This window comes from Ruegeria sp. THAF57, from assembly GCF_903914075.1.
Lineage (GTDB): Bacteria > Pseudomonadota > Alphaproteobacteria > Rhodobacterales > Rhodobacteraceae > Ruegeria.
Genome location: NZ_CAIWNQ010000003.1, coordinates 282,391 through 303,735, shown reverse-complemented (window position 1 = coordinate 303,735; position 21,345 = coordinate 282,391). Strand labels below are relative to the sequence as shown.

The 21,345-nt window shown below is 56.9% G+C and carries 16 protein-coding genes and 1 tRNA gene; 8 read left to right on the top strand and 9 right to left on the bottom strand.

All coding sequences use genetic code 11. From position 1 onward, the window contains the following. The first annotated feature begins 223 nt into the window (after positions 1 to 223). Both prpE and RUESEDTHA_RS09390 read left to right on the top strand, forming a co-directional pair. Positions 224 to 2,113, top strand: a complete 1,890-nt coding sequence (gene prpE / locus RUESEDTHA_RS09395) for a propionate-CoA ligase PrpE (RefSeq protein WP_180886484.1) — start codon at positions 224 to 226, stop codon at positions 2,111 to 2,113. 94 nt (positions 2,114 to 2,207) lie between these two features. Beyond that, the gene (locus RUESEDTHA_RS09390) at positions 2,208 to 3,647 is read left to right on the top strand and encodes an amidase family protein (RefSeq protein ID WP_180886482.1); all 1,440 of its coding nucleotides are present in this window, start codon (positions 2,208 to 2,210) and stop codon (positions 3,645 to 3,647) included. Positions 3,648 to 3,905: 258 nt separating this feature from the next. On the opposite strand, the gene RUESEDTHA_RS09385 is transcribed toward RUESEDTHA_RS09390, so the two are convergent. Next, on the bottom strand, positions 3,906 to 4,667 hold the full coding sequence (locus tag RUESEDTHA_RS09385; RefSeq protein WP_180886480.1) for an NAD kinase: 762 nt from the start codon (positions 4,665 to 4,667) through the stop codon (positions 3,906 to 3,908). A 167-nt stretch (positions 4,668 to 4,834) separates the two neighbouring features. Between RUESEDTHA_RS09385 and glyA the strand changes: the two genes are divergently transcribed. Continuing rightward, entirely contained in the window at positions 4,835 to 6,130 is a 1,296-nt protein-coding gene (gene glyA, locus RUESEDTHA_RS09380) for a serine hydroxymethyltransferase (protein WP_180886478.1), read from the top strand. 48 nt (positions 6,131 to 6,178) lie between these two features. On the opposite strand, the gene RUESEDTHA_RS09375 is transcribed toward glyA, so the two are convergent. Then, entirely contained in the window at positions 6,179 to 6,553 is a 375-nt protein-coding gene (locus RUESEDTHA_RS09375) for a hypothetical protein (RefSeq protein ID WP_180886476.1), read from the bottom strand. A 48-nt stretch (positions 6,554 to 6,601) separates the two neighbouring features. On the opposite strand from RUESEDTHA_RS09375, the gene RUESEDTHA_RS09370 reads away from it, so the two are divergent. Next, the gene (locus tag RUESEDTHA_RS09370) at positions 6,602 to 7,402 is read left to right on the top strand and encodes an alpha/beta fold hydrolase (RefSeq protein WP_370456786.1); all 801 of its coding nucleotides are present in this window, start codon (positions 6,602 to 6,604) and stop codon (positions 7,400 to 7,402) included. Between the two features lie 27 nt (positions 7,403 to 7,429). On the opposite strand, the gene RUESEDTHA_RS09365 is transcribed toward RUESEDTHA_RS09370, so the two are convergent. From RUESEDTHA_RS09365 to RUESEDTHA_RS09345, 5 genes are all read right to left on the bottom strand, one after another. Continuing rightward, entirely contained in the window at positions 7,430 to 7,807 is a 378-nt protein-coding gene (locus RUESEDTHA_RS09365; RefSeq protein WP_171121977.1) for a rhodanese-like domain-containing protein, read from the bottom strand. A gap of 80 nt (positions 7,808 to 7,887) precedes the next feature. After that, the gene (locus RUESEDTHA_RS09360; RefSeq protein WP_180886474.1) at positions 7,888 to 9,240 is read right to left on the bottom strand and encodes an HlyD family type I secretion periplasmic adaptor subunit; all 1,353 of its coding nucleotides are present in this window, start codon (positions 9,238 to 9,240) and stop codon (positions 7,888 to 7,890) included. Further along, positions 9,237 to 11,357, bottom strand: coding sequence for a type I secretion system permease/ATPase (locus tag RUESEDTHA_RS09355; RefSeq protein ID WP_370456779.1), 2,121 nt, complete (start codon positions 11,355 to 11,357; stop codon positions 9,237 to 9,239). The genes RUESEDTHA_RS09360 and RUESEDTHA_RS09355 overlap by 4 nt, the downstream gene beginning before the upstream one ends. 152 nt (positions 11,358 to 11,509) lie before the next feature. After that, a complete protein-coding gene (locus RUESEDTHA_RS09350) occupies positions 11,510 to 13,447 on the bottom strand; it encodes a type I secretion protein (RefSeq protein WP_180886468.1) in 1,938 nt (645 codons plus the stop codon). A gap of 141 nt (positions 13,448 to 13,588) precedes the next feature. Beyond that, positions 13,589 to 16,030 (bottom strand): hypothetical protein, encoded by a 2,442-nt coding sequence (locus RUESEDTHA_RS09345; RefSeq protein WP_180886466.1) that lies wholly within the window; start codon positions 16,028 to 16,030, stop codon positions 13,589 to 13,591. A gap of 424 nt (positions 16,031 to 16,454) precedes the next feature. On the opposite strand from RUESEDTHA_RS09345, the gene RUESEDTHA_RS20860 reads away from it, so the two are divergent. Both RUESEDTHA_RS20860 and RUESEDTHA_RS09335 read left to right on the top strand, forming a co-directional pair. Beyond that, positions 16,455 to 17,381 carry a response regulator transcription factor gene (locus tag RUESEDTHA_RS20860; protein WP_255431668.1) on the top strand — a complete coding sequence of 309 codons (927 nt, stop codon included), beginning with the start codon at positions 16,455 to 16,457 and terminating at the stop codon, positions 17,379 to 17,381. Then, on the top strand, positions 17,374 to 17,871 hold the full coding sequence (locus RUESEDTHA_RS09335; protein ID WP_255431667.1) for a hypothetical protein: 498 nt from the start codon (positions 17,374 to 17,376) through the stop codon (positions 17,869 to 17,871). Before RUESEDTHA_RS20860 ends, RUESEDTHA_RS09335 begins: the two co-directional genes overlap by 8 nt. Positions 17,872 to 17,880: 9 nt before the next feature. Here the strand turns inward: RUESEDTHA_RS09335 and RUESEDTHA_RS09330 are convergent. Next, positions 17,881 to 17,965: transfer RNA gene (locus RUESEDTHA_RS09330), tRNA-Leu, on the bottom strand. A gap of 238 nt (positions 17,966 to 18,203) precedes the next feature. On the opposite strand from RUESEDTHA_RS09330, the gene RUESEDTHA_RS09325 reads away from it, so the two are divergent. Continuing rightward, positions 18,204 to 18,542 (top strand): hypothetical protein, encoded by a 339-nt coding sequence (locus tag RUESEDTHA_RS09325; RefSeq protein WP_180886462.1) that lies wholly within the window; start codon positions 18,204 to 18,206, stop codon positions 18,540 to 18,542. Continuing rightward, positions 18,535 to 19,761, top strand: coding sequence for an HlyD family secretion protein (locus tag RUESEDTHA_RS09320; RefSeq protein ID WP_180886460.1), 1,227 nt, complete (start codon positions 18,535 to 18,537; stop codon positions 19,759 to 19,761). The genes RUESEDTHA_RS09325 and RUESEDTHA_RS09320 overlap by 8 nt, the downstream gene beginning before the upstream one ends. Before the next feature lie 115 nt (positions 19,762 to 19,876). On the opposite strand, the gene RUESEDTHA_RS09315 is transcribed toward RUESEDTHA_RS09320, so the two are convergent. After that, entirely contained in the window at positions 19,877 to 21,307 is a 1,431-nt protein-coding gene (locus RUESEDTHA_RS09315) for an NAD-dependent succinate-semialdehyde dehydrogenase (protein WP_180886458.1), read from the bottom strand. Positions 21,308 to 21,345: the final 38 nt, after the last annotated feature.

Below are 21,345 nucleotides of genomic sequence, written 5' to 3'. Positions count from 1 at the left end.
CTGATTCTGCCGCTATTTGCACGCAATAGTTTGCAGATTTGCAAATGCGACATGTATCCGCCCGCAAGCCCGCTGAATACGGCCAATTTGCAAAAATTTGCAACTTAAATGGCGCTCATCTGCAAATGTTTTGCGGTAAAGTGACGCCCCGTCACAGCGGTTGCTTGTGTGTCGCCCGCTGCGCCCCTAACAACAGCACAGGGAATTTTCGGAGGAAACCACCGTGGCATATCAGGACGTTTACGATAGCTGGAAATCCGACCCAGAGGCATTCTGGATGGAAGCCGCCAAAGGGATAGACTGGGTCCAGCCACCGACCAAAGCTCTGTTTGACGACAAGGCGCCTCTTTATGAGTGGTTTTCCGATGCCAAAGTAAATACCTGCTGGAATGCGGTGGACCGGCATGTCGAAAATGGCCGGGGCGAGCAGACCGCGATCATCTACGACAGCCCAATCACCCACACCAAGCGTGAGATTTCCTATGTCGAACTCCGCAATCGCGTGGCAAACCTTGCGGGGGCTTTGCGCGCCAAGGGAATCGAAAAGGGCGACCGGGTTATCATCTATATGCCGATGATTCCCGAGGCGCTTGAGGCAATGCTGGCCTGCGCCCGTCTGGGTGCCGTGCATTCCGTGGTTTTCGGCGGGTTTGCAAGTAACGAACTGGCAGTACGGATCGACGACGCCAAGCCCAAGGCCATCATCGCAGCCTCATGCGGGATGGAGCCAGGGCGCGTCGTGCATTACAAACCCCTTCTGGACGGCGCCATTGATCTGGCCAGCCACAAACCTGACTTTTGCGTTATTTTTCAACGCGAACAGGAAGTCGCGCAACTGATTGAAGGGCGCGATTTCAACTGGCACGGATTTCAATACGGCGTTGAACCCGCGGAATGCGTTCCAGTAGACGGCAATGATCCCGCATATATTCTGTACACGTCAGGCACCACCGGATCCCCCAAAGGCGTCGTACGCCCGACGGCCGGCCATCTGGTCGCGCTGAACTGGACGATGAAGAACATTTATGACGTCGATCCCGGCGATGTGTTCTGGGCAGCTTCTGACGTCGGTTGGGTCGTGGGGCATTCCTATATCTGCTACGCGCCGCTGATCCACGGGAACACCACCATCGTCTTCGAAGGCAAGCCGGTTGGCACCCCGGATGCAGGCACATTCTGGCGCGTGATAGCTGAACACAAGGTCAAAAGCTTCTTCACCGCCCCGACCGCCATCCGAGCAGTCAAGCGCGAGGACCCAAAGGGAGAGCAGATTTCGAAATACGACCTCTCCAGCCTGCGCGCTTTGTTCCTTGCAGGTGAACGTGCGGACCCTGACACAATCGAATGGGCTCAGGAGGCTTTGAAAGTCTCGGTCATCGACCACTGGTGGCAAACCGAAACGGGGTGGACCATCGCTGGCAACCCTCTGGGCATCGAGGAACTGGCGATCAAGCTGGGATCTCCAGCAAAGCCCATGCCGGGCTACGACGTTCAGATTCTGGATGAAGGCGGCCACCCGATGAAACCCGGTGAGCTTGGCGCAATCGCGGTCAAGTTGCCCCTGCCCCCTGGCACTCTGCCAACGCTTTGGAATGCAGAGGAACGGTTCAAAAGCTCATACCTCAACCAGTTCCCCGGGTACTATGAAACCGGTGATGCGGGCATGATTGATGAGGACGGATACCTTTACATCATGGCCCGCACGGATGACGTGATCAACGTCGCTGGTCACCGCCTGTCCACCGGCGGGATGGAAGAGGTTCTGGCCGCCCACCCCGATGTAGCTGAATGTGCGGTCATTGGTGTGACCGATCAGTTGAAAGGGCAGATGCCTGTGGGCTTCCTGTGCCTGAATGCCGGTTGCGACCGGGATCACAGTCAGGTTGTGCAGGACGTGGTCAAACTGGTCCGCGAAAAGATCGGCCCCGTCGCGGCGTTCAAACAAGCCGTGGTGGTGGATCGTCTGCCCAAGACCCGTTCGGGCAAGATCCTGCGCGGGACGATGGTGTCGATCGCGGACAGCAAGGATTACAAGATGCCCGCAACGATCGACGACCCCGCCATTCTGGATGAGATCACGGACGCGCTGAAATCAATCGGCTACGCCCAGTAATCGGGCTGAGGGGCACGGCACATCACCCCTGCCCCGGCTTTTCCTTGCAACCCATGACCGGGCCTCTACTGTCTGATCAAGACAGTGAGGCCCTATGACATCAAGCGACATCTGGCGTCTGAACGCCACAGATCTGACCGCCCTGACCCGCAACAAGGACATCAGCGCGGAAGACGCCGTGAAATCATCCCTTGACCGGATGCAACAGGTGAACCCCGACCTGAACGCCGTGGTCGAGGACCTGAGCGACGAGGCGCTGACCCGTGCCCGTAATCTGGACAAGGCGGTGGCCAATGGCGCAGAACCCGGGCCGCTGCATGGTGTCCCGGTGACGATCAAGATCAACGTAGATCAAAAAGGCCACGCGACCTCGAACGGGGTTGTCGCGCTGAAGGATGTGATCGCCCCCGCTGATGCGCCTGTTGTTCGCAACCTTCAAGATGCAGGGGCCATCGTCATTGGGCGCACGAACACGCCCGAATTCTCATTCCGGGCGGATACGGATAACGAACTCCACGGTCGGACGAACAATCCGTGGGGCCGCCACATTTCGCCCGGTGGGTCGTCCGGTGGCGCAGGGGCTGCTGTAGTGGCAGGGATTGGCGCACTGGCTCATGGCAATGACATCGGCGGCAGCTTGCGCTTTCCGGCTGCCGCAAATGGCGCAGTGACGGTGAAACCGGGGCTCGAGCGTGTTCCTGCATGGAATCCCAGCCAAAAGACCGAACGGGGATTGCTGGCGCAGTCGATGTCGGTGCAGGGGCTGATCACGCGCTCGGCGGCGGATCTGCACCTTTCGATGCCCAGCCTGATCGCGCCTGACCCGCATGACCCCTTCCATGTACCGATGCCATGGCGCGGCACTGCCGGTGAAGGACCGATCAAAGTCGCGTTTACGAAGGACACATTCGGATACGCGCTGCACCCCGAAGTCGACCGGGCCCTGGACATTGCCCGAGACTCGCTGGTTGACGCAGGTTATCACGTCGAAGAAGTCGCACCCCCAGATGTATTCGAATGTGGCCGCGGCGGGTATCGCGCCCTGATGGGCGAAGTTCTGACCCTTTTGAAAAGCGATATCGAGGCGGCCGGGTCGCAGACCATTCGCGATATCTTTGAGGTCTATTTTCAGGAATTTCCACCGATCACTGGAACAGACCTGATCGGGATGCTGGCCAAACGCAGCCACTATGCCCGTGAATGGTCGCTTTTCATGCAGAACTACCCGCTGGTGCTTTCTCCTTTTTTGCCCCAGCCGTTCTTCAAACCTGATCGCGACACGGAAGGTGCGGAAGGCGTGCATGAGGTTCTGGGTTGCGCCGTCTATTCCTATGCAATGAACTTCCTCGGTCTGCCTGCCGCCAGCGTTCCTGCGCTTTTGGCAAATCTTCCCCAAGGGCCGCAGCCCATAAACGTACAGATCGCGGCCCGTCGCTGGCGCGAAGACATGGCGGTGGATGCGGCCGCCGCGATCGAATCGCGTGTCGGCCAAATGTGCCTGCCACTTTGGGACAAGATGAGCGCATCCGCGTAGACAAGCGTTCAGAACAAAATAGACCCCGGGTTTTTGTGCCCGGGGTCCGCTTGCTAAAATATGCCCGGAGATCCGATAACGAGCGTAGCACCACCTACCCCCGCCAGCGCGAAAAATGCGCATTCATTTCGAAAACACCGTTGGCGGCCACTCACTCCCACCTTGGTGTGTTCTTCGGGCAAGTTCAGGTTAATCCAACATTAATCCAACTCCTGTGAACTGGTTCACACAAGCCAAAAAAAACGGCTGACCGGAAGATTATGTGAATTGCTCTGAGATCAGGCGCTCTTCAAGGCCGTGACCGGGGTCGAACAGAATACGGTGCTGTATGGACGGCTCGGACCGTATTTCGACCCAGTCTATATCGGGGAAAGATACAGAATCCGCGTCCGCCATAACGGGTCGCTTGTCCGCATCCAGCACATCGAATCGCACCTTGGCAATCTTGGGCAGCAACGCCCCACGCCAGCGACGGGGCCTGAAAGCCGCAATCGCCGTCAAAGCCAAAACATCCGAGCCGATGGGCAAGATCGGACCGTGAGCAGAATAATTATACGCCGTTGACCCGGCAGGCGTTGACAGCAACGCCCCGTCGCAGACCAACTCATCCATGCGAACGCGGTTATCCACGCTGATCTTCAGTCGCGCGGCCTGAGGACCGGCCCGCAACAACGAGACCTCGTTGATCGCCAACGCCTCGTGCAGTTTGCCGGATTGGTCCATTGCGCGCATGGCCAACGGGTTGATGACCTCTTCTTCGGCGGCGGCAAGGCGATCCAGCAGATCGGTTTCGTGAAACTCGTTCATCAAGAAACCGATTGTTCCGCGGTTCATGCCGTAAACCGGCGTGTCGAGATGCTGCATATTGTGCAGCGTGTGCAGCATGAAGCCGTCCCCGCCCAGCGCAACAACGACGTCGGCATCGCGCGGCGCGGCGTTTCCATACCGCTTGACCAGTTTGTCACGGGCGGATTGCGCCACCTTAACGTCGCTGGCGAGAAAAGCGATTCTCTGAATCATCTGTCGTGGTTTCCGGTCTTGCACATTTGGTTCCGAAACAAGCATACCTTTCCCCGATAGGCCAGACTTGACGCCGCAGCAGGCCAATTCGTCGCTTTAAGCCTTTTGCGCCAGATCGGTTTCCGATAGGAAATCCGCAAGAATTACCCCCAGAATGTGGAGCCCCCATGAACGCCAATCTTCGTGATACCGGATTTTTCACCCAGTCGCTTGCGGACCGTGACCCCGAGTTGTTCGGCTCGATCACGTCCGAACTGGGCCGTCAGCGCGACGAGATCGAACTGATCGCATCCGAGAACATTGTCTCTGCCGCCGTAATGGAAGCGCAGGGCTCGGTCATGACCAACAAATACGCCGAGGGCTATCCCGGGCGTCGTTACTATGGCGGCTGCCAATTCGTCGACATCGCCGAAAATCTGGCCATTGACCGCGCAAAGCAGCTTTTTGGCTGTGAATTCGCCAACGTCCAACCCAATTCGGGCAGTCAAGCCAATCAAGGTGTTTTCCAGGCGCTGATCCAGCCCGGCGACACCATTCTGGGTATGAGCCTGGACGCAGGCGGTCACCTGACCCACGGCGCACGCCCGAACCAGTCGGGCAAGTGGTTCAACGCCGTTCAGTACGGTGTGCGCCAGCAAGACAACATGCTGGACTACGATCAGGTCGAGGCACTAGCGAAAGAGCATCAGCCCAAGCTGATCATCGCGGGGGGTTCCGCAATCCCACGTCAGATCGACTTTGCCCGTATGCGTGAGATTGCCGATATGGTCGGCGCTTACCTGCACGTGGACATGGCCCACTTTGCCGGTTTGGTTGCGGCAGGTGAGCATCCCAGCCCCTTCCCGCACGCGCATGTGGCGACCACCACCACCCACAAGACCCTGCGCGGCCCGCGCGGCGGCATGATCTTGACCAATGACGAGGCGATCGCCAAGAAAGTGAACTCGGCCATCTTCCCCGGCATTCAGGGCGGACCGCTGATGCATGTCATCGCAGGCAAAGCCGTCGCGTTCGGAGAGGCCCTGCGCCCCGAGTTTAAGACCTACATCCAGAACGTGGTCAACAACGCGCAGGCGCTTTCGGATCAACTGATCAAAGGCGGTCTGGATACCGTAACCCACGGCACCGATACCCACGTGGTACTGGTCGACCTGCGGCCAAAAGGTGTGAAGGGCAACGCGACTGAGAAAGCTCTGGGCCGGGCGCACATCACCTGCAACAAAAACGGCGTGCCGTTCGACCCCGAAAAGCCAACCATTACGTCGGGCATTCGCCTTGGCTCGCCTGCCGGAACCACCCGTGGCTTTGGCGAGGGCGAGTTCCGTCAGATCGCGGATTGGATCATCGAAGTGGTCGACGGCCTGGCCGCCAACGGCGAAGACGGCAACGGTGAGGTCGAAGCCAAGGTCAAGGCTGAAGTGGCCGAGCTTTGCGCTCGTTTTCCGATCTACCCGAATCTCTAAATCTGTTCGATTACAAACAGTTAAACGGCGTCCACAGGGCGCCGTTTTTTATATAAACCCCTGCCACCGCAGGAACACCAAGAGCAGGGCAGACAGGACAAGCAGGTTAAAGGCCAAACTGCTCAGCATCCCCAGAAACCACCCCATGCGCCGGTCGGCAAGATTTATGCCCCCCAAATGTTTCTGCACCTCTTCCGATGCCCTGGCCAGTTTTGGCGTGTCCAACACCAGCCTCAACTTGGGATGAGCGGCCATTTGTTCAGACTGGGCCAGCAACATGGCCTGCTTGTAAATCCGGCGGGGAAGCTGCCGCTTTGCTTTTTTGACAGACTCTGTCAGCGTCTTGCCATGGACACCCAACTTGTCGCGCAACAGTTGCACGGTCTGCGCGATCTGGGTTTGGATATCGACGGTCTTTTGCATACGGTTTCTCCTGATGCGGCACTTTATCTGGGCCGCTTCCCTGCGACAATGGGGCTGGTCGTTTCAATTCGCGCCGGGTATCACACGGTGATGCTGAACACGATTGTACATGGCGAACCCGCAGAAAACCCACCGCTTATTATCGCGCATGGGTTATATGGCTCGGCCCGAAACTGGGGCGTCATCGCCCGGCGCCTGTCCGATCAACGGCAGGTGGTTGCCGTAGACATGCGCAACCATGCGAACAGCATGTGGACAGACCATCATGATTATCCAGATTTGGCCCGCGACCTTGCTGAGGTGATCGCGAATTTTGGCGGCACCGCCGATGTTGTCGGGCATTCCATGGGGGGCAAGGCGGCCATGACTCTGGCCCTTTTACACGGTGAAAGTGTGCGCAAACTGGTGGTCGCAGACATTGCGCCTGTCACCTACACGCACAGTCAAATCCAATTCATCGAAGCAATGCGCGCAGTCGACTTGTCCAAGGTTGAACGACGCTCGGACGCGGAACAACAGTTGGCGCAACAAGGCGTTGAAAAAGCCCTGCAGAGCTTTTTCACACAATCTTTGGATATCAAGGGGCAACGCTGGCTTCTTAATCTGGATGTATTGGCGTCTGAGATGCCAAAGATCATGAGCTTTCCTGACCTGAACGCACATTGGGCAGGACCAGCCTTGTTTCTGTCCGGCGGCAGTTCGGATTATGTGCTTCCTGAACATCGCGGCAGAATTCGCGCGTTGTTTCCCGCTGCGCGGTTCGCCAAGATTCCCGGTGCGGGGCATTGGCTACACGCTGAAAAACCCCGCGAATTCGAAGCCGCAGTCAGGGCTTTTCTCAACGCTTAAGTCGCTGCGGGAATTGCGGCTTTGCGCTTAACTTTCAGAGGTTTCGCCACCGGCGTTCACCCAATCATTCAACCCGCCAAGGTTATAAACCTGATCATACCCCATATCCTTCAGCAGCTTCCCGGCAAGGGCGGCGCGTCCGCCTGATGCGCAATACAGCACGATCGGGCGATCCTTTTTCAGCTCGGGGTCGTGCGACTGAAGCGCGTCATCGGCACGAAATTCGAGCATCCCCCGAGGGATGTGGTGTGCGCCCTTGGCCCGGCCCGTTTTGTGAACCTCGGCCGCATCACGGATATCCAGCAAAAGGCCACCTTTGCCCAACACATCTTTCGCCTTTTCCATGTCGATACGCTCGACGGCAGCGTTTGCGGCCTCCATCATTTCCTTGACGGTCACGGGCATGTCGCACCCTCCTGTTGGTTGTCACGGGATGCTAACATGCAAAAACTGGAAGGTGTAGGTTGATCGCCCAAGGCAGGCGATCAATGTTCCCGGAAAGCGCGTGACATGCTGTCTGTCACAGGCTTTGCTATATAGGCCGCAAAGGTGCGTTCTTCGGTCTGGATCATGATCTCAGCCGGCATTCCCGGCGTCGGAATAAAGCCGCGCACCCTTTCGATCTCATCCGGCTCAAGTGATATCCGCGCAAGATAAACCTCTTGCGGGGCGCCCGAGGAATCTTCGACAAGCGCATCTGCCGAAACATAAAAAACCTCACCACTCAGCACCGGGGTCGTGCGCTGGTTCAGCGCAACAAGGCGCACCGTTGCATCCTGACCGGTGATAACGCTGTCAATCTCTGTCCGGGGGATTTGCGCCTCGATGATCAGCGGGGCATCTGCGGGCAGGATTTCTGCGATGGGCTCACCCGTTTCGATAACACCGCCGGGCGTGTGGTAATGCAGACGAACAACCGTTCCCGTCACCGGGGCGCGGACAACCGCACGGTCCAGAACGCTGCGCGCCTGACGCGCCTTTTCACGAACGCTTTCCAGATCCCCTTCAATCACGCCAAGCTCGTCCAATGCGGCTTCGCGATAGGCAGACCGCGTGCGCGTAATCTGCTCTTCATACTTGAGCAGCATCTGATTGATTTCAGCCGTTTCTGCGGCCAAACGCGCCTGCTGGCCATCTGCCTCGGCTTGGACCCTGCGGATCGTGTTCAGATCACCCTTTCGCACCAATCCCTTTTCGAACAGCGACTGCTTGGTCTCATATTCTTCCTGAAGGATGTCCGAGCGTCGCTTCATGCTTGCAAGCTGTGCCTCAAAGCCGCTGGATCGAATCTTCAGGGCTTCCATATTACGCTCCAGAAGAGCGATATCGTTCAGCAAAGTCTTGCGGGACACGTCAAAACTGATGCGTTGACCATCGAGGATCGTCATCACCTCGACATCATCCGTGGCGGCCAGCAACCCCTGCGAGAATTCCAGACGGTCGCTTTCATTGTATTCGGCCTGCAAACGCTCAGTCATGGCCTGAAGGCGGATTTTTCGGATGAACAACTCGCGCTCATTGGCTTCGGCCGAGGTCTGATCAAGCGTCATCAGAACTTGGCCCGCCTTCACGGATTGACCCTCAATAACTTTGATGTCCTCGATGATGCCGCCTTCAAGGTGCTGCACGATCTTGTTGCGACCCGTCGCGACAAAGCTGCCTTGCGCGATTACTGCGGCGGCCAGAGGCGCGCGGAAAGACCAGACGCCAAATCCACCAAAGCATAGGATCAGCATGACGAACCCAACCACAATCAATCGGTTGATGGATCGCGGAACCTCGGCATACCAGACGGTCGGGTCTTTGGGGTCGTTGTTGATTGCGACCAGATCGTTCATTGTCCATCCCCCTTCTGGCCAGCGATACCTTGCTGATTGCGTGGTCCGTTCAGTTGCTGCAGAACCTGTTCACGCTGCCCAAACAGAGCCACACGACCGTCGGTCAGCAGCATGATCTTGTCGACCGCGTTCAGCAGCGTTGGCTTTTGCGTGATCACCACAACGGTAATTTTGCTTTCCTTGGCTTGGGCAATCGCCCGTGCCAACGCCTGATCTCCGGCGACATCCAGATTTGAATTTGGCTCATCCAGAACAACCATCCTTGGGTTGCCGAAAAAGGCCCGCGCCAAAGCGATGCGTTGTTTCTGGCCCCCTGACAATGGCGAGCCATCTGCGGAGACAACGGTCTCATACCCTTGCGGAAGGGTAGCGATCATGTTGTGTACATCCGCAAGAACCGCTGCGTCGTGGATTTGTTCGTCCGTCGCGTCTTCGCGCATCCGTCCGATATTGTCCTTGATCGTGCCGGGGAACAACTGCACGTCCTGCGGCAAGTAACCGATGCTTTCACCAAATTGCCGCGGGTCCCAATTGCGAATGTCCATCAGGTCCAACCGCACACTCCCGGACGTTGGCAGGATGGATCCAACCAGCGTTTTGCCCAAGGTCGTCTTGCCAGCGCCGGAATTGCCGATGATCGCCAAGGTCTCGCCCGGATTGAGTGAGAAGCTGATCCCGTTCAGAACAACCCGCTTAGTCCCGCCGGGCACGTAAAGCAAACGCTCAACATCCAAACGACCTTCGGGGCGCGGCAGGCGCAGTTTTTCGAACTGCAACGCCGAGTTGGACAGCAGATTGCTGATGCGGCCATACGCGCCGCGGGTTAACAGAAACGCATTCCAACCTTCGATCGAGCCTTCAATCGGGGCGAACGCACGCCCGGCAATGATCGACGCTGCGATAACCATGCCGCCCGTGATCTCACCCTGAAGGGCAAGAAACGCCCCCCACCCAAGGATTGCGATCTGCGTCAACAAGCGCACCGCGCGCGAGATTGCAGCGAAAATGACATTGCGATCCTGTGCACGCACTTGCCACGTCAGCGACTGCGCCGTGTCGCGGCCCCAAATCCGAACGGCCTCGGGGATCATGGCCAGCGCATTGATGATCTGACTGTTGCGCGCCATCGAATCCAGATGTTGATTTGCCATCGACTGTGCCTTGTTCGCCTCGGCAAACGGTTTGGCGGTCATGCGCTGGTTTATCAGGGCAATCACCATCAACAGCAAAGCCGTCGCAATGACGATTGTGCCCAATTGGGGATGCACAAGGAAAATCATCAGGATGAAAAGCGGGGCGAACGGCACATCCAAAAACGAAATCAGCGTTCCTGACACAAGAAACCCTCTGACCTGCTGCAAATCGCCCAACGTCTGATATTCGCGCCCGGTTCCATGCAGCGACGCATGGGCGGCCGCGCTAAGGATCGGTGCCCCAAGACGCGCGTTAACCTCGACCGCCGTGCGCATCAGCATGAACCGACGCACAGCATCAAAAGCGGATTGAAAGATCACCGCCCCGGCGACAATCGCCGTCAGCATGATCAACGTGTCCAAAGAGCGGCTGGTCAACACCCGGTCACTGATCTGGAACAGATAGATCGGGATCGCCAGGATCAGGATATTCGTTGCGCAAGTCAGCACCAGAACAAAAGCCAGATTCCGCCATATCGCACGTAGTGACGTGCGCAGGGTGTTCTGGAAATCTTCAGGTGGGGTGCGCTTGTGAAAAGTCTGGGGTGGCCCTTTACCGTCGCCGCCGCCCTCTTTGCGCAGCGGCAGCGGCTCGTTTGCCTTGGCCTCGATAGTGGTACCTATGGCTTCACCGCTGTGCGAGCGCGACGAGGGGGGTTTTCGTGCGGTCGAATCCTTAGCGGTCTCAGGATCGGGGCCTTTGGCATCGGCCACCCCAGCACCACGGCCCTCTTGGTGATTGTCTTCATCGGGCTGTGGCTGAGCGCGCCGGGGGGAAGGTACAGCGCGCTCTGGAGGTTCCGTGGTCTTATTCGGTTGTGCGGATGCCCGTGCGGTGCGGGTCGCCTGCGATTCAACGGCCTTGGCCGGATTGGTCTTAGGAGTTTTTAACCGCATCTCCTCGGTCAGGCGCAAACCGGCCATCTTTGCTGGCCTGTGTGCAGGTTCATCAACAAGGGGTCTCACTCGGCCCGAACCGCTTCGACTGTCCAATGGACTGGCAAACGGTGCTCGGCGTGACGAAAACAAAATCGACATACTAAAACTTTCGGGTCACTCGTAACTAATAAGGGGGGTTAGGCTAGCATGGACTGCATACCGTCATCCAGACTGGCCGCCTCGGAGGGTGTTAGTTTGTTATGGCCCGGTGCAAGATCTGACTCTCCGGGTCCGTTTGTTTCCTCCATCAAAAACGCGATGGCTTCATTGGCGATTTCTTCGCCCAACTCTTCATCAGGTGAGTCGATCAGGCTGGCCTGGTGTAGCAGCACGTCCGAGTACTCGCCTTCCGCCGCCATAACGACAGAGTCGACGCCAATCTTGGAAACGCTGGCCGCGTTCAACAGAGCATTCCCTGCGCCCAGCACCGACGCTGCGGCACCGTTGCCCCCATTCAGATGAACGTCATCCTGATCCTGCAGCAAAGTGATCTGTTCGATTACGTTCGCCTGGATCAGGTCCCCTTCAATCTTCAGAACGCGCAGCTGCTCCATTCCGGCAAAGGCAGGATCGTTCAACAGCGCGTCTTCAAGGGCGTCTGTGTTCACTTCCTCTATTGGCAAAACACTGGCCAAGTTCGGAGTGATGTCTTCATGCGTATCTTCACCCGTACTGGTCAGAGACACCTGGTTCATGACAAGGTTCTCTTCGACCTCATCCTGAACGGGACCCGTTACAACATCGTCGTCAATTAAGACGATCGTTTGCTGAACGATGTCGACGGAAACCATATTCCCGCCAACCATGACCACATCATAAAAGCTGCCCAACTGAACAACGTTGTTGACGTTGAACATGTCGTTGTCACCCAGAACATACATACTGTTCGAAGCCGAAACTTCGGTCTGGATGTGATCAATGTCGGTGGCGTCAATCACTTGCTTGACAAAATTGGTGACGTACAGGTCTCCGCTTATCCAACTGATAACGACAAGCGGATCCTGTCCGGGTGGTGCTACGTTATCTTCAATCCAAGACGCCTCGCTGGCTTCGACTGCAATCTGGGACGACTGGATAACCTTGGTTTCGCTCTGCGCGCCCGGCTCTCCTTCGTCGATGTCTGAGACAATGGCGACCTGGCTGACCACGGTCAGATCGTAGGACGCTCCGCCCACAGCTATTATCGGTGCGTCGACCCAACCAACCGTGATGGACACTTCGTTGATGGCCAGATTGCCGCCCGCTATCACCGTGTGGCCTTCACCAAAGACGTCATCTTCGGACTGATCCCATTCTTTCGGATAGGGGTCCGGCTGCCCGCTCTCTTCGTCGTCCTCGGACTGATGATGCTGTGGCAAAAGCTCCATCCAATCGGGCAGTTCCTCCACCCGTTCGCCGTTGACGATGATACCCACCGCTTCTTCGCCGTGGAATTGATGGACTGTGGCACCGTCGACCTGAACGGTCACGGTCGCCTTCATCTGTTCGGCCAACTGTTCCAGTTTTTCGACAGATTGGTAATCCGCAATGTCAAAAGACGGAGATGAGATCACATGCAGCGAAAGCGCAACGTCCAGCGCCTCGTAACCCTCTTGCATCAAAACTTCGGCGTCGCGGAAATCACCCTGACCGATTGTGTCGTTGTCGCTCAGGTTAAGGGTCTGGAATGTGTATGTGACGGCTGACCCGATAAGTTCAGGCACCAGTTCTGGAACCACGATGGTCTGCTGAAATTCCGCCGTAAATAGTTGCCCTTCGGGGATAATCTCGTCCGGACCGGATACCGGATCAAGGAAAAGAGCCGGTTCAGGGATCGGGCCTCCAGATGCTGGGGGGAACGGACCATCATTATCCGGGGCCATGAATTTATAGGGAAGAGGACCGTATTTACCCGGATCAAGTTTCAGGTCGGCCCGTACATTAATGGCTGTGGCCTCTGCCAGATCCTCTAATTCAATCTTGCGTCTGAGGGCAGTAAATTCCTCGTACTGTTCGCGCAGTCTGGCCTGCTCAGTCGTAAGCTCAAAGGTTCCAATAAAGTGGGCAATCGTTTCACTGATACTGTCGAGCGACATAAAATTGTCCTTTCCCCGTCCCGGCGCAATAATTCCGGTCTGGGTTAAGTTGGGCCGAGGCCACCGCAGAAGCGGCCTCGGCAGTTAGCTTGACCGGGTAAGAGAACGAAACGCGCCCTCTGACCCAAACCCTGAGGCGGGTTATACGTCGGTGTCGTCGCTGGTGTAGGTCGAGTTCATCGAGCCACCAACCATTGTCGTATCGACCGAGTTGCCAAGAACGTTGGCACCCATGACGATCGATTGGTTGAAGGCCGACGTATCTACAACAGCAGCCGCCGATGCGTAGGATTCACCGTGGACAATTCCGTCACCGGAATTGTTGGAACCCCAGGACCCGGCGTTACCGCCACTACCACCAGCGCCCGAGTTGGCACCCGATGCGTCGCCACCGTTAACCGTTGCACCGGTGATCGCACCATTGGTTGCCGAACCCAACGCGTCGCCGCTGGTTCCGCCGTTACCGGCACCGGCACCACCGCCGCCGCCAATACCAGAGGTCGCCGAACCGGTCGCGCTACCTGCGCCGGTCGAAGTGGCGTCATTGTCGGACATTGCGTTTCCGCCATACCCGGCGATGGCACTTGCCAGACTGTCGGCGCTTCCGTCGGTATCTGCGACCGACCACAGGCCAGAGTCGCCACCCGCACCCGCGGTATTCACGGCATCCGCAGATCCGGCACCGGTCCCGCTGGACATTGCGTCCTGCTGGATCGCGCCGCCGCCGCCACCAACACCGTCGGCTGTCGCAGTACCGGTCCCGGTACCTGCGGCAGAACCATTCGTGTTGTTGGCACCGCCTGCACCACCGTCGCCGCTGGTGTTCTGCGGCATACTTGCTGTGCCGTTCAGATCGCCCGGAGTTTGCGTGATGTTCGGGCCGGTTGTGGCCTGATCGCCTACACCCTGAGCACCAGACTGAGCACCAGCTGTACCGCCGAGACCTGTACCACCGGTACCGTCTCCGCCGCCGCCATTGCCGCCGCCACCGTTGCCGCCAAGACCTTGAGCGCCACTTCCGTCGCCGCCAATGCCCTGTGCACCGTTGCCGTCACCGCCGGAACCAAATCCGCCGTCTCCTTCACCACCAGTGCCGGGGTTACCGCCATTGTTGTCGCCGCTTCCGGTGTCAGCTTCTGCTTCACCTGCGTTCAGGCCAAGCAAGCCGTTCTGCTGGTTCAACGCTGCAAGAGCCGCATCGACCTGGCCGGATGTTCCGCCAGTGCCCACACCGCCGGTGCCAACACCGCCAGTGCCGGCCGCGCCGTTACCGTTGCCACCGGTGCCGCTCTGACCGTTACCGTTGCCGCCGGTGCCTGCTGCACCGTTACCAACACCGCCGGTACCACCGGAACCAGTACCATTGCCACCATCAGCATCAGCATCGCTACCTGCAAGGCTACCTGCCAGGCCAAGCCCGACATTGCCAGCCGCCGCATCATTAGCGTCGGTGTCGCTGCTGCCAGCGTTTACTGCAACGCCGTCATTATCCGCGTCGCCGGCACCGCCGTTACCGCCATTCGCGTCCGAGTCATTGCCGGCAAGACCAGCACCCAGAGCGGTAGCACCTGTCAGGCTGCTTCCACCGAGGGACGCGCCATCATTGTCAGCGTTGGACAGACCCAGACCCAGACCCAGACCGATCGAGCCAGCGTTTCCGCCTTCGCCGGCAGTGCTGTCACCATCAGAATCTGCGCTTCCGGTGTTATCTGCGTCAGCGTCGCTGTTCGCGTTGCCACCAGTACCTGCGGTGCTGCTGCCATTCGAGTTTGCATTCGAATGTCCAACGCCCAGACCGAAGTTGGTTGCACCACCCGAGGAACCTCCGGCTCCGCCGGTACCGGTGCCATCTGCGTCACCGGTGTGACCACCGAACGCCAATGCAGTGCCACCATCGGTGTCCCCGTCTGCATAACCGCCGTGCGCAGTGCCACCGCTTCCGGAGTTTCCTCCGTCTGACTGCGAGCCGATGCCTTCGTCAGCATTGGCAGTACCGCCACGCGCGTCGCCCTCTTGGTCAAAGCTACCGTTATTCTTAACTTCCGCCGCACCCAAGGTGTCGTCGTCGCTCAGGTTCAGGTACTGCTTGTTGATGGCGGACATGTCATTGCCTGCGCCATCCAGACTGATATTCAGGTTCAGGTCATCGCCGGGATCATAATCCAGGTCATTTCCGACAGTAATGACTTTATCAATGCTCGACCCACCAGAGACGTCTACATCTACCAGATCATCGTCGCTGCCCAGCGGCTCGGCTTCGCCAAAGTCGATGGTGACAGAGTTCGAGTTGTCGTTGTCGTTATCGCCGTTCTTCTGCTTCTGAGCTTGTGCTTGGCCCTGACCCTGATGTTGGTCCTGATCCTGATCATTCTCGTTATCTACATCAGTCTCTACATCAGTTTTCTGTGCTTGGGCCTGCAGTTGATCCTGATCCTGATCACTATCAACCTTGGTTTTCTGCTCAGTCTGGTCAGCACTGATTTCGACGTCGTCGATATCAATTTCATCTACCGGAGCAATAACTGGACCAACATTAATTTCTTCGACGTCGGCGCCGTGATTACCATTACGGTTCTTAAGCATATCAATTTCCACTTATTAAGCGCACTGACCGTCATTCATCTGCAAAACGGTTACGGGCGCGGTTGAAACAAGACTTGCGCACAAAGAAAAACGCGAAACGCGCTTTCGTGCGGTATCGTTCAGTGACTTGGTCTCCCACCCTCCTTTCTCGGCTTAGCCGAAAGAGCCCCTGCGGAAGAAATCGTTGAAATGCACGAATCGCAGGCACATTAGGAACAAGAGCTTCTTCAATTGAAGCATTCACATCGTTGCAGCAGGATCGCAGTCTGAATAGCTAGCCGTAAGCACTAGAACGCTTAGTTGCTTGACTTCATTGGATTAAAATTTCGATTCGGCTGATCTGCCAAAACTGCTGGCGCAAAACGCCAAGAAGAAACCCCTAGATTGGGAAACTCAGCGTTTTCCTCTACTTAAACGGGAAGAGGTGATAGCCACCTACCCAAAAGTACTAGAACCAAACGGTGAAGCATCACGCTTTGTTGAAGATACTTGTACTTTTCGCTATAGTCTGCGGATCATACTAGTTAATATTCTATTAATTCTGCTCTTCGAGTTCTGTTTAGTGTTTTGCCGCTTTTTTGCGGTGTGGGTTATAAGGGGGGGAATAATGAGCATTCCGTTTCAGGATAATGCTGTCCAAGGCAATTTAATCGCCGAAGAATTCTCGATCAATTTTGTTGGCAAGGAACTGTTTTATTCGCGCCAAACCTTGCGCGAGGTCCAAAATGAATTCGGTGTCGCCACACATCGGATTGACAGCATCCAATCACTTCCGGTCTGTCCGCCATCCGGTTCCGGTCGGGTCGTCATCGTTGACCAAATGTCACTTGATGATCTGGTTGCGCGGCCCAAAGCCTATAAGGATTGTGTCGGCTCAGGCAGCGTTGCATTTGCATATCGCAAAGATGAGGCGGCCCGGTTTTTGTTCGAAAATTGGGATCGCAATACATATGGCGACATTGGATACTTGCCGATGAACGTCTCGCCAGATGTTTGGAGGTCTATCCTGCGTCTGTTGTTGCATGAAGAATTTTATATGCCCTGTTTTCTTGCTGACAGCGTTGCAGCCAATGACGGCCAACCCAAGCATGACCATCCCGCAATTTCGGCGGCAGCAGATCCTCATCCGATCTATTCCAAGCTGACCCCGCGGGAGAAACAGGTCCTGCAGTTGGTATCAAAAGGCCAAAGCAACAAGATCATTGCCTCAAATCTGGGAATTACCGAGCACACCGTTAAGCTGCATATACACAACGTCGTCGGCAAAATCGGTGTAAGTAACAGAACTGCCGCTGCACAATTCTTCTTTGAGGTCGCGCCCAACGAAGCGCATGAAATGGCCATTGACTGACGACTTTGAAACCCGATTTGATCGCCTGATCCTGCTCGTGGGTCGGCTGAATTATATGTGGACTAACACCGAAAGCCTGTTGATCCACTTGATCGCAGGCCTGAGCGAAACCAAGAAAGATGTTGCGGTGATCATCTTTCTGACGCTGAACACCACACGGGCGCGACTTGATCTGGTAGAACGGCTTGCCAAGATGGAGGGCCGTCCAGCGGAAATTCGCGACCCAATCCTTGTTCACACACAGCGATTGGCCAAGCTGTCGGGCATTCGGAATAAATACAACCACTGCATTTATTCTTTTGACCCGGACAGCGGCAATCCAAAGACCATACTGATGAGGATTTCCGACAGGAAGACTGACATCAAACTAGGGCGTGAAGACACAGTCGACGCCTCGGCCATGAAAGAGATCGAAGGCATTGTCGATCAACTTTCCGAGTTGAACCGCGATATCTGGCGGCTGATCAGCCAGTTGGGCTTTCCAGTTTGAAGGTTTGAGTGGTGCGGATGGCGGGGATCGAACCCGCAAGCCCTAGGGCGAGGGATTTTAAGTCCCTTGCGTTTACCAGTTTCGCCACATCCGCAGGTCACCGATCCATCAGGCGCGGTGACTATCGGAACTCTTAATGCGAACCAAACTGATTGAAAAGTCGCTAAGTTGACGATCGCAAAAATGGTGCGGCCAAAACCGGACAGGACGCCACTTGCGACAACCGCGCGCTGAAGTGCGCCATAGATCGGAGCCGAAAACCACCCCGGTTTGATCTTTTTGAATTCAATCGTTTATCCTTGCGCAGTATCATTATGAAACCGGAGGTTCCCGTGAACAGCTCTATTTCTGATGAGGCTTTGGCCCGGCTACCGTTTTGGGTAACCGCCCCAGGCGAAACGGATGGCTTTCTGATCGTTGTGGGCATTTCGCTTATCGCCGTCTTGCTGGGCTTTGGTGCGCTCTATTTCACGGTGCAGGCTATTCCAGATCGAATGGCGGCCGGTGCTCATAAGGTGCAAATGCAACTGGTTGGCGTGCTTGGCCTGATTTCGCTGTTCACCTTGAACAATGCGTTCTGGATTGCAGCCATCCTGATCGCAGCAGTGCCCCTGCACGAAATCCTTCCATTGGAAACCAAGACGGATTTGCGGGAGCACACTGATGCTTGAGCTAATTTTCTCAGCGCTGATCACGATTGTTCCCGACTATCTTTACCGCCGGTACAAGCAGGGCAAGCGGTGGGGCCATGAAATCACCCTGTTCAACGTCTGGTATGAACTGCGTTGGGGATTGACTGCATGTGCAATTTTGGCCGTGACGCTGATCACCATCATTTTCTATTTCCATCCTTCAACGCGCAAAGTGACCGCGGTTTTTCGTACTGTGACCATCCTTTCTGACCGCGGGGGCCGCGTTGCCGAAGTCTATGTCACCAACAATGCAAGGGTGAAGGCAGGCGACGCGATTTTCACGCTGGATACCACCCGTCAGGAAGCGGCGGCAGAGACCGCGCGGCGACGGATTGAAGAGATTGACGCCACATTGGGATTGATCGCGACAGAAGTCGCCACAGCCGAGGCCCGCGTCAAAGCCGCAGAGGCTGAGCTTAGTCAGGCTGAAAACGACCTTCAGCGGCGTCTGTCACTGGCGGAACGAAACGACACCGTTGTCAGCGAACAAGAGCTGGAACGCCTGCAAACCGCCGTGTCCGGCGCAACTAGCCAACGCGTAGCCGCTATTTCTGCGCGCGACGGCGCCAAGTTGCGTCAGACCGCAGTTTTACCCGCGCAAAAGGAAAGTGCGCGCGCGGTCCTGCAAGAAGCCGAGAATGAAATCGCAAAGTCCACGGTATTCGCCGAAGTGGATGGCACAGTGACCCAGTTTTTGCTGAAACCGGGCGACATCGTTAATCCGATCCTGCGTCCCGCTGGCATTTTGGTTCCCGAGATATCGGGGCAAGGCCGCTTTGTCGCGGCTTTTGGACAGATATCCGCAAGCGTTCTGAAACCCGGTATGCTTGTTGAAATCACCTGCGCATCCAAACCGCTGACCATTGTCCCCATGATTGTGGACGGGGTGCAAAATACCATAGCCGCAGGCCAGTTTCGACCGGGGGACGCGCTGGTTGATTCCCAGGATCGCGCGCGTCCGGGAACGGTCACCGCTTTTCTGGCTCCGGTTTTTCCCAGGCATTTGGAAGGCATCCCCCCCGGAAGCGCCTGCATCGGCGTCGCTTATACAAGCCGCGCAAAAGAAATAGACAAGGGGGAGATCACGGGGCTGTCCGCCTTTTTCGCCAGAATTGTGGACGGGATGGGCATAGCGAATGCCATTGTCCTGCGTGCACAGGCGATACTGTTGCCCGTCAAGACACTCGTTTTTTCTTGAAGCGCAGGTAGCAACCGTTCTGATCCCGGGCGAGAGTGTTCCACCTCCGGTGCCGGGTCGGATGGCAACGCAACTGCCATTGCGATCGGATGCTAAGTGTTGATCAATCGGTCCTTCAAACAATTCGGGCCGAGTGCCAGACGTTTTTGACCGTCATGTAATTCTCCAATCCTTCTGTACCCCCTTCTCGGCCATAACCGCTGGACTTGACGCCGCCAAAGGGTGTTTCGGGCATGGATGCCTCAAGCGTATTGATGGACAAGTTGCCGACCTCTACCTCATCCACCAGCCGATCAATATAGTCAGCGCGATTTGTAAATGCATAACCGGCCAACCCATAAGGCACAGCGTTCGCTTGCTCGATAGCTTCGTCCAACGAAGCGACCGGGTTTATCACCGCGACCGGACCAAACGGCTCCTCCTGCATGATCCGGGCGGTGTCGGGTACGTTCATAAGAACAGTGGGTTCAAAGAAATACCCGGTGTTACCAAGCCGGGCGCCCCCCGTAACCAAAGTCCCACCTTGGGCCACCGCATCATCGACCAATTCTGCAAGTGCGGGGATACGCCGGGCATTGGCGGTCGGCCCCATTTCAACCCCATCCTTGCGGCCATCACCCACAACTGTGGCCTCGGCTCGCGCTGCAAAAGCAGCGGCGTAGTCTTCAAAAATACTTTCATGCGCAAAGAAGCGCGTCGGCGACGTGCAGACCTGCCCGGCGTTGCGCATTTTCCGAACGGCACTGGAAACGGCGGCGGTGTGAACATCTGTATCTTCGCAAACAATAACCGGGGCGTGACCACCCAACTCCATCAGAACCCGCGTGTCGTTCTGTGCCGCCAAGGTCGTCAGATGCCGTCCGACCGTTGTTGATCCTGTAAAAGCCACCAGACGCACCGGGTCCTGCGGAATAAGATGCCCTGAAATCTCGGCAGGCGTTCCAAATACAAGGTTCAGCACTCCGGCAGGAAGGCCCGCATCCTCGAACGCACGAACGATATGCAAAGCCCCCGCCGGAGTTTCTTCGGCAGCCTTTAGAATGACCGAGCACCCAGAAGCCAACGCGCCTGCGATCTTTCGGGCAGGCTGGCTCATCGGGAAGTTCCACGGTGAAAACGCAGCGACAACACCAACCGGCTGATGATGAACTGCGAACTTGTGGCCGGGGGCCGCTGGAATGATGCGGCCATAAGTCCGCATCGCCTCGCCCGCATCCCACTCGAAGAATTCCGCCCCGCGTATGACTTCCAACCGAGCCTGAGCCAACGGTTTGCCATGTTCCAGTGTTATCGACTGCGCAATGTCTTCCTGCCGGTCCCGGATGAGCGCCGCAGCCCGCAGGATCGTGTCCGCGCGCGCTCGTGGTGACGTGCGGCTCCAAACCCGAAAGCCTTTGACCGCTGCATCCAGTGCATCATCCAAATCGCTGACAGAGGCGCGTGGCAGGCGGGCGATCTCTTCTTCCGTCGCGGGGTTTACGACCGGCATATCGGCTTCGGTGCTACGCCACTTCCCCCCGATAAAGAGCTTCAAGTCTGGATACATGACGCAGAGGCCTCCGATTGTTCTGCCCGTTCAGATCA